Here is a 9520-nt window from a genome sequence, read left to right on the forward strand (position 1 = left end):
GAGCGAGTCCCAAGCCATAGTTGCGAGTGGAGAACACGGATGGAGAAGAGCTTTGTGCGCGGGACGTGGCAAAAGACACGGGCCTTCTCGCCAGCGGTGATCACGCGGGGCGGCACCACGATCTGGCTGGCCGGCCATACCGGGCAAAAGGACGATGCCGGAAAGCCGCTGGCGGGCGATTTCGACGCGCAGGTCCACCAGACCTTCCGCAATCTCGAAGCGACGCTCGCCGAGGCGGGCGGAACGCTCAACGATATCGTGACGATGACGGTGTTCCTTGTCGATGTGCGCCATACGACGCGCATGACGGAATTGCGCACCGAGATATTCGGCAGCGACTTTCCCGCCAGCGCCGCGATCACCGTCACCGGCTTCGCCGATCCGGCGATGCTGATCGAGATCCAGGCGGTCGCGGTGATCGACACCGATCGCTGAGCGCCGGTGAACAGGAAAGGATGATCGGATGAAGCTGCGCCCTCTTCTCGCCCTGGCATCGTGCCTGGTTTCCACCGCCTCGATCGCGAGCGGCCCGCCCCAGCCGGTCGATCCGGCGACCTATGGCATGGATCCGGCGACAGGCCGCTTCATCCACCCCGAAGCCGCGCCGTCCACCACCTATGCCGGCCCCAATCCGGTGAAGGGCAGCCTCGATCATCTCGAGCAGAAGGACTACATCAGGAACATGAAGGTGTTGGGGCATTGGGACATCATCGTCCGCCCCGGCCACACCTGGCAGCACTTCGTCGACATGAACGGCCGGCGCTACATGTTCCATTATTACCGGCAATATGTGCGCGTCTACGACGTCACCGATCCGACGAACCTGAAGACCGTGTTCAACAAGGAATATAAGGACGGTTCGTGGTTCGGCGCCGCGTCGATCGCGTACAACAAGAAGCTCGGCAAATGGATCATGATCCAGACCTTCGAGGTGCCGCGTTCGAAGGGCGGCCTCGACGACAAGAAATACAGCGATCCCAGCGTCATCAACCATGTGCTCGAGGCACCTGGTTTGCGCGGCTTCCGCGTCTATGAACTGAAAAGCCCGACCGAATGGGTGCTGCTGGCCGAACGCAGCATGGACGTGCTCAATCCCTCGGCCACCGTGCAACAGGGCGGCGGCGGTTACGACGTGCCCAATTATGACGGCGGCAAATACGCCTATATGCTGGGCGCGCCGGACAACACCTTCACGCATATGGAGTTTTCCAACCAGCTCTATTCGCCGGCGCAGATGATCTACGACATGGAAGATCCGGCGAACCCCAGGCTGGTCTCGACCTGGTGGGTGCCGGGCCAGCGGCTGGGCGAGGAAGAGGCCTATCGCAAATGGCCATCGGCGGGCGACCAGACCTCCTGGACCGGCGGCCGCCTGCCGATGGAAGTGCCCGTGTCCCCCGAAAAGGGCGGCAGATACGCCTATACCGCGATGGGCAGCCTGGGATTCTATGTCCTCGACATCGCCGATCCCGCACATCCGAAGACGGTGAGTTCATTGCAACTCGCCAAGGGCGCGGGCGGCGTCGAGGGCGATCATGTCGATGCCTCACGCGTCACCCGGCGCGGTATCGTGCTGACCGGCGGCTATCCGATGAACGAGGATTGCTACGAGCCGTGGAAGGATGTCAGCATCATCGACGTCAAGGATCCGGCACATCCCAAGGTGCTGAGCGTGCTGCCACGCCCGATGCCGCCCAAGGACGCGCCCTATAAGGATTTCTGCCTGCGCCGCGGCAAGTTCGGCCCGAAACGGGCATCCCCCTCCTATTCGCCGGGCCAGCCCGACGCCAATATCGCCATCTATCCCTATTTCAACGCAGGCGTGCAGGTGTTCGATATCTCCGACGCGACCAAGCCGAAGAATGTCGGCTATTATGTGCCGCCGATGGGCGGCAAGTTCGGCGATCTCAACTCGTACAACTCGCCGGTCGAGAGCATCCATGTCGAGTGGGACCGCAAGCTGATCTGGGCGTTCACCACTGCCGGCATCTACCTGCTGTCGTCCGATGCGCTCGGCAAGCCCAGCCTGAAGGCCCCCGCCCCCAATGCCGTGAGGGAATGAACCATGTCAGCCAGCATCCCCCTGGACGGATTGCCCGCCGATGCCGTGCTCAGCCGCCTCAAGCTGCGTCACCTCGACCTGCTCGTCGAGATTGCCGCGCGCGGCAGCATCATGCACGCGGCGACGGCGCTCAATCTTGCCCAGCCGGCCGCAACGAGGATCGTCCGTGCACTCGAGGCCGGTCTTCGCCAGCCGCTGTTCCGGCGGATATCGCGCGGCGTCGTTCCGACACTGTACGGCGAGGTGGTGATCCGGCGCGCAAAGCGGATCATCGGGGAGGTTCGCCATACGAGCGAGGAACTGGATGCGCTGGGCGAAGGCCTGTCGGGCCGCATCGCAATCGGCACATTGCTCGCGGCCGCACCCGACCTGCTTCCCCACAGCATCGTTGCGCTTAAACGCGAACGGCCGGGGATCAGCATTTCGCTTGTCGAGGAAACCAGCGAGAGGCTGATGCCGATGCTGCGCCTCGGCGATCTCGACCTTGTCGTCGGCCGGCTTCCCGAACACGGCCCCGACGAGAGGCTTGCGCAGAAGCAACTCTACAGCGAGCCCATTTCGATCATGGTCCGGCGCGATCATCCGTTGGCGGCCCAGGCCACGGTCGGGCTGGCGGATCTCCAGACCCAGCAATGGATCATGCCCCCGGCCGAAACCCAGCTGCGCCGACAGATCGAACAGTGTTTTCTCGACGCGCATCTCGCGCTTCCCGAGCGGGCCGTGGAATCGATCTCGATTCTCGCCAATTTCTCCATCCTCAAGACGACGGATATGGTGGCGGCGCTTCCTTATGGCGTGATCGACACCCAGCCCGAACTGGTTCGCCTGCCGATCGATTTCTCCATCGGCTCCGGCGCGATCGGCGTCACCTGGCGCCTGGACGCGGAGCACGCACCCGCCGTCAGCTACTTCCTCGATGTGCTCGAGCGTGTCGCCCGGCAACGCTGGGGCAGCTGACGATCCGATGCCGGCAGGGGGAATACAGCCCTATGCCGACGCGAAATCGAGCCCGATATCCGCCGCCGGCGCCGATTGGGTCAGCCGGCCGACCGAGATATAGGTGACGCCGGTCTCCGCGATCGCACGGATGGTTTCCAGCTTCACACCGCCCGACGCCTCGGTCGGCACCCGGCCACCGACCAGGCGCACGGCGCCGCGCAATGTCGGCGGATCCATATTGTCGAGCAGCAGATGCGTCGCACCTGCCGCAAGCGCCGGCTCGATCTGATCGACCCGGTCGACCTCGACGATGATCCGCTGAATACCGGCATCGACGGCCCGGCGCACTGCTTCCCCTACCCCGCCTGCGACTGCGACGTGATTGTCCTTGATCATCGCTGCGTCCCACAGGCCCATGCGATGGTTCTGCGCGCCGCCCATGCGTGTCGCGTATTTTTCGAGCACGCGCAGGCCCGGAATGGTCTTGCGCGTGTCGAGCAGGATCGCACCGGTGCCAGCGATCGCATCGACATAGCGACGTGTCAGCGTGGCGATGCCGGTCAGATGTTGCACGGTGTTGAGGGCCGCGCGTTCGGCGGTGAGCATCGCGCGGGCACGGCCGTTGAGACGTAACAGATCGGTGCCGGCCGACACGCGATCGCCGTCCTTCGCCAGCACCTCGATCGCCATATCGGGATCCAGCGTGCGGAAAAACGCTTCGGCGATGCCAAGCCCCGCCACCGTCACGGCCTCGCGACTGTCCATCACGCCATCGAATACCGCATCGGCCGGGATCACGGCGGCGGAAGTGATGTCCCCGGCATCGCCGAGATCTTCGGCCAGTGTAGCGTCGACAAAGCCTTCGAGGTCGAAGCCGTCAATATCGGATACGGATACCATCAAATTCACTCCGGTCGGGCTGTCGCCACTCGGCCCGAAAGCCAAAAATCCCCCGTCACGACGGCACCCGGCTTAATCTCGCTTCTGATCGAGCGCGGATCGATGACGACGTCTATGGTGATTCCCCCGTAGGTTCGCAGGAGCGCCCACCAAAAATGGCCCGTGGTCGCGCCATTGCTGCGCAATTCGGCCTTCAACACGGTTCCGGCAAGGGCCGCATAAGCCGTTGGTCCCTCATCCGCCATACCGCCCTGCTCGCGTAGAAAACTTCCGATCGGGATAAAGAAATCCGGCGCGAACTGTACCTTTACCGCCCGTTTCCGCTGAGCCCGGACATAAGCGGCCTCGTCCTCGTGGATTTCGGGTTCATAGGCGAACCCGCTGAGGTTGACGGTGAGTTTTTCACCGGGCTTCAGGCGGTCGAACTGACCGGGGTCCGCGAGATCGAACACCATCGGCACCTTGTCCGGCCCGAGACGAGCAGACACGCGATACTCATAGGGCGCGTAGCCAGGTTCTGGCACGGCCGCATCGATCTCGACCGCGGCCCGACCTTCGCCGGCAAAAGCCGGATTGGCCGTGACGATCTCAGCCGTGCCATCGGCGTGACGTTTCAATCCGATCCACAGTTCTGCACCCGATGCATCCTTGATGATGCAAAGCTCCTGCGTCTCGCCCAATGGCGATATGCGGCAGGTATCGAGCGATTTTTCGAGCGATTTCTGAAACCTGTCGCCGGACGCGATGTCCAGCTCGAAACCGATCATCGAAAAATGACTGACATCGGCTAACGGCATATTGCGTGCCCTTCAGCCGACATTTCGCCAAGTTCGGGCGGCTTCAATCCCCCGTCACCTTTGCCGGCCCGAGGTCGCCCATGCCGACGGTCGCGCTCGCCATTTCGAGCATGCGATCGAGCGATTTCTTCGCGGCGACGCGCAGATCCTCGTCCAGCTCGATGCGCGGCTGCAGGTCGCGGAGCGCTACGTAGAGCTTCTCCATCGTGTTGAGCGCCATATAGGGACAGATGTTGCAGTTGCAGTTCCCGTCCGCGCCCGGTGCGCCGATGAAGGTCTTTTCCGGAACCGCCTTTTCCATCTGGTGGATGATATGCGGTTCGGTCGCGACGATCAGCGTGTCGCCCGCCATGGTCTTGGCATATTCCAGGATGCCGCTGGTCGATCCGACATAATCGGCGTGATCGAGCACATGCGGCGGGCATTCGGGATGCGCCGCGACGGGCGCGCCGGGATTCTGCGCCTTGAGCTTCAGCAATTCGCTTTCACTGAAGGCTTCGTGGACGATGCACACGCCGGGCCACAGCACCATGTCACGACCGGCCTTGCGCGTGAGATAGCCGCCGAGATGCCGGTCGGGACCGAAGATGATCTTCTGGTCCTTGGGGATCTGGCTCAGGATCTTTTCCGCCGACGAACTGGTGACGATGATGTCGGACAGCGCCTTCACCGCCGCCGAGCAATTGATGTAGGTGAGCGCGATATGATCGGGATGGGCCTCGCGGAACGCCCTGAACGTCTCGGGCGGGCACGAATCCTCGAGACTGCAACCGGCCTCCATATCGGGCAGGATGACGATCTTCTGCGGGCTGAGGATCTTCGCGGTCTCCGCCATGAAGCGCACCCCGCAAAAGGCGATCACATCGGCATCGGTTTCAGCGGCCTTGCGCGACAGTTCCAGCGAATCGCCGACGAAGTCGGCCAGGTCCTGGATCTCGGGCTTCTGATAATAATGCGCCAGGATGACGGCGTTGCGCTCCTTGCGCAGCCGATCGATCTCCCCGCGCAGGTCGAGTCCTGCCAAGCTTCCCCCGATTCCACCGCGTGCGTCCATGTCGTTCGTGTCCCTCAACTCGTACGTCGCCCCTGCGAAAGCAGGGATTCTGCAGCCCTTAATGCTCCAACACCGGAAGAAGAAGCGAGATTCCCGCTTTCGCAGGAATGACGCGTCAAACGACCAGTTCCCAGGCCTCACCCGCCTCGCGGACCACCCCACGGTCGCGCATGTCGATCAGATGCGCCAGCACGGAGCGACCGGCAGCGGGGTAAAGCCGTTCGTCGATCCCCTTGTACATATGCTGGACCATCACCGGGATCTCTCCCGTACCGGCCGTGAGCAGCCGCAATATCTGCCCCTCGCGCTGCTTGCGGTGCCCGATCAGGCCACGGACGAAGCGCTGGGGACGTTCGACCGGCTCGCCATGGGCCGGATAATAAACGACGTCGTCGCGCTCCATCAGCAAAGCCAGGCTCTTCATATAGGCCGCCATGTCGCCATCGGGCGGCGAGACCACACTGGTCGACCAGCCCATGACGTGGTCGCCGGTGAAGAGTGCTTTCTCCTGCGGCAGCGCGAGGCAGAGATGGTTCGAGGTGTGCCCCGGCGTGGCGACCGCGGTCAGCGCCCAGTCCGCACCCGAAACGCTTTCGCCGTCGCCAAGCACGCGGTCGGGCGCATAGCTGCGGTCGAACGCGGCATCGGCGCGTGGGCCGCTATCGTCGAGCACCAGCGGCGCACAGCCGATCACGGGCGCTCCAGTCGCCGCACGCAAGGGGGCGGCCGCCGGACTATGGTCGCGATGGGTATGCGTACAGCAGATCGCGATCACCCGCTCATTGGCGACGGCACCCAGAATCGCTTCGATGTGCGCCGGATCGTCCGGGCCGGGATCGATCACCGCGACCTCGCCCGCGCCGACCACATAGGTCTGGGTGCCGCTATAGGTGAACGGGCTGGGGTTGCGCGCCAGGATGCGCCGCACCAGCGGAGTCAGCCGCATCGTCTGGCCGGTGGGAAAATCGTCCATGCCCCCATGTGGCAGCTTCGCCGCACGAAACAAGATCGGGCGGAGCCGCATATCCGCGGCACCGCCCGATTCCCTCCCCGAGACGGGATTTATTTGCTGGCGCCACCGGCCTTGAGCTGTTCGATCTGCCGATCGAGCGAGGCGATCACTTTTTCACGTTGCGCATCGCTCAGCATCTTCTCTCCGCCAATCTCGGTGCGCGCCTTTTCGAGCGCGGCGATCAACGTGCCGTCGTCCGGCGCGCAGACGACGATCCGGCTCTTACGCGCCTTGCCGCCGGCATCGGGCGTGTCGTCATTTTCGACCTGAGCGCGCTTGCCTTTGCAATGTTCGGCCTGCGCCAGCATCGCCTTTTCGCGGACGGCGTCGACATCGACCTCCGACGTGCTGCCGTCGCGCTTGTGGATGACGATCTTTTTGACCTGCCCCGCTTCCGGCGTCTCGCCATCGGTATGCGGGTGCGCCTGCACCATGGCAGTCGAGATCGCGGCGGCGGCGCCGCAAATCAGCATCTTGGCAATCATCCTCATGCGCTTTCCTCCCTGCGCTCGCTTCAATCCATATCCTCGATCGAATCCTTCAGCCGCTCGATCTCGGCATCGAGCCCTTCGAGCGCTTCACGCAACCGGTCGCGCTCGATCCGGCGTGCTTCGACCAGACTCTTACGGGCCTGCATCATCGCGTCGATCTGCAGCTTGCGCACTTCGACATCGCTGATCCCCTTGCCGCAGAAAGTGACGCTGCGGCGTTCGTTGCGGGTGTCGTCCGCGATCGCGATCATCGCCCCGCTCTTGCCGTTGCAGGCCGTCGCCTTGTGCGTGGTCGTGACGGCAAGCCGAACCAGTTCCGCCCGGTGCTGCATCGCGTCGGCCGCGGCGATGCGCATGGCCATCCCGTTATCGTCGAAACTCATGGCGACCGCGGGCACCGGCGGAACCGGAGGCACTGGCGGGATTGGAGGAATGGCCGGGATCGCGGGAATTGCCGGAATTGCGGCCATGGCCGGAGCCGATGGCGGCGCAGGCGGAAGCGGCGCATCGACATGGGTGAGTGCCGCCGGCCGCGCAGGCGGAATCGGCGGGATTGGCGCAACAACATGTTCGATGTCCGCAAGGCCGTTCACGCCAGTCGTGACGGCCGCGACGACCGGCTCGATCATGCGTGCCTGCATCTTGTCGCGGATACCCGCAGTGGTCTCGGCGGCGATACCGCCGGATGCGGTCAGCGCCAGGCCGCCGCTCACGAGCGCGACCGCGAGAGCCCGGCCGCTGATACTGCGTTCCCGCACATCGCGCATCATGCGCAAACGTGTCTTGAGCTGATCGCGCGGATTGAGCGAACAGGCTGCGACGGGCGTCCGCGAACAGGCGGACTTCACCAGCGCCGTGGCATAGCTGCACCGCTCGTCCACCGTCGCGCCATCGAGCACGACGGCATCGCAGGCCAGTTCCTGGTCGGCGCGGAAGGCGCGCCAGGCCCGCCATGCGATCGGATTGAACCAGTGGAGCGACAACATGCCCAGCGCGACCATGTTGATCGACAGGTCGCCACGGCGATGATGGACCGCTTCGTGCGTCATCGCCAGCCGAAGCTCCTCCGCATTGTAGCGGGTACGATAGTCATGGGGCAGCACGATGGTCGGCAAAAGCACGCCTGCGGCGAACGGACCCTCGACCAGCCTGCTGGCACAGACTTCGATCCCGTTGCTGTCCATTTCAGGCAGGTCGATCGAGTCGCGCAGCGCGGACCGAACGAACCGATGATAGGCGATCAGATGCCAGGCCATCATCAGCATCGCGCCGCCCAGCCATATGCCGAGCAACAGCACCGGCCAGTCGATCGACGGCACCACCGGGCTCGCCGCAATGGCGGGCTGGAAAGCCGACAGATCGATCGTCGGCAGATCGGCGACCGACAATCGGGCGAGGCCGGGAATCTGCTCGATCGGCGCTGGGCCGAAACTGTCCGGAAGCGGCGGCAACACCATGCGCAACGCCGGCAACAGCCACAGAAGATAGGCGATCCGCGGGCCGAACAGGGCGGCGACGCGTGCGCGGACCAGAAGGACGACGACCATCAGCGCAGTCGTCGCGACGAGCGTTTCGAGGATCCAGCCGCTCATGATCGCAGCGCCTTCAACAGGGTTTCGATCTCCACGATGTCATCGTCGCTCAGTTCGTCGCGTTCGGCGAGGTGCGCGACGAGCGCGGCGCCGCGGCCACCGAACAACCGATCCACCAGACGCCGCGATTCGTTGGAGACATAATCTTCGCGGGCGACCGCGGGCCGGTAGAGGTAGCGGCGGCCATCCTCTTCATGGATGAGCACGCCCTTGGCGAGCAACCGCGACAGCATCGTCTTGACGGTGCGGTCGCTCCAGCCGCGCGCGGGATCGATCCGCTCATGGACCTCGGTCGCCGTCAACGGAGACTCCTCCCAGAGCACCTCCATCACGGCATGTTCCGCTTCGCTGATCCGCTCGCTCATTTGTTAGCCCCCTTCCGGCTGACTACAGGCGTAATCTCTTTACGACTACAGTTGTAGTCATGCAACCGCTGAACGCTGGATGAACGATTGATCGGCGCATATTCGAGCGCAAACAGCGCCAGAAATGTCGGGATTTCTTACAAATGACACATATGGTTAATTTCCACGAACCATCGTGTCGCAGCAATTCCGCCGACTGGCGCATCTGGCACGCACCCTGCTTGGTTATATGCGTTCCCAACACGGTCTCCTGCCGTGTCGCTTCAGAGCGGGGGCGGCACCTCCCTGGTCTCGTGTCGCCCCCGCTC

At 63.8% G+C, this 9520-nt stretch carries 10 protein-coding genes; 3 read left to right on the forward strand and 7 right to left on the reverse strand.

Features of this window, described 5'->3' with window-relative positions; genetic code table 11:
- Positions 1-39 precede the first annotated feature (39 nt).
- From AC3WN8_RS24560 to AC3WN8_RS24570, 3 genes are read left to right on the forward strand one after another with little or no spacing between them, the layout of a single operon-like run.
- Entirely contained in the window at positions 40-435 is a 396-nt protein-coding gene (locus AC3WN8_RS24560) for a RidA family protein (RefSeq protein ID WP_492672130.1), read from the forward strand.
- Positions 436-463: 28 nt separating this feature from the next.
- A complete protein-coding gene (locus tag AC3WN8_RS24565) occupies positions 464-2062 on the forward strand; it encodes an LVIVD repeat-containing protein (protein ID WP_492672131.1) in 1599 nt (532 codons plus the stop codon).
- Positions 2063-2065: 3 nt separating this feature from the next.
- A complete protein-coding gene (locus AC3WN8_RS24570) occupies positions 2066-3019 on the forward strand; it encodes a LysR substrate-binding domain-containing protein (protein WP_492672132.1) in 954 nt (317 codons plus the stop codon).
- 30 nt (positions 3020-3049) lie between these two features.
- Here the strand turns inward: AC3WN8_RS24570 and nadC are convergent, their stop codons facing one another.
- The 7 genes from nadC to AC3WN8_RS24605 form a co-directional block, all read right to left on the reverse strand.
- The gene (nadC, locus tag AC3WN8_RS24575) at positions 3050-3901 is read right to left on the reverse strand and encodes a carboxylating nicotinate-nucleotide diphosphorylase (RefSeq protein ID WP_492672133.1); all 852 of its coding nucleotides are present in this window, start codon (positions 3899-3901) and stop codon (positions 3050-3052) included.
- A gap of 5 nt (positions 3902-3906) precedes the next feature.
- Entirely contained in the window at positions 3907-4698 is a 792-nt protein-coding gene (locus tag AC3WN8_RS24580) for a hypothetical protein (RefSeq protein WP_492672134.1), read from the reverse strand.
- A 43-nt stretch (positions 4699-4741) separates the two neighbouring features.
- Positions 4742-5752 carry a quinolinate synthase NadA gene (gene nadA, locus AC3WN8_RS24585; protein ID WP_492672135.1) on the reverse strand — a complete coding sequence of 337 codons (1011 nt, stop codon included), beginning with the start codon at positions 5750-5752 and terminating at the stop codon, positions 4742-4744.
- A gap of 115 nt (positions 5753-5867) precedes the next feature.
- Entirely contained in the window at positions 5868-6725 is an 858-nt protein-coding gene (locus tag AC3WN8_RS24590; RefSeq protein WP_492672136.1) for an MBL fold metallo-hydrolase, read from the reverse strand.
- 89 nt (positions 6726-6814) lie between these two features.
- On the reverse strand, positions 6815-7255 hold the full coding sequence (locus AC3WN8_RS24595) for a hypothetical protein (protein ID WP_492672137.1): 441 nt from the start codon (positions 7253-7255) through the stop codon (positions 6815-6817).
- Positions 7256-7278: 23 nt separating this feature from the next.
- Entirely contained in the window at positions 7279-8847 is a 1569-nt protein-coding gene (locus tag AC3WN8_RS24600; protein WP_492672138.1) for a M56 family metallopeptidase, read from the reverse strand.
- Positions 8844-9212: a BlaI/MecI/CopY family transcriptional regulator gene (locus tag AC3WN8_RS24605; protein WP_492672139.1), complete on the reverse strand. Its 369-nt coding sequence runs from the start codon at positions 9210-9212 to the stop codon at positions 8844-8846. Before AC3WN8_RS24605 ends, AC3WN8_RS24600 begins: the two co-directional genes overlap by 4 nt.
- Between the last annotated feature and the right edge of the window lie 308 nt (positions 9213-9520).

The organism is Sphingobium sp. FW305-3-2-15-F-TSA7 (assembly GCF_058787155.1).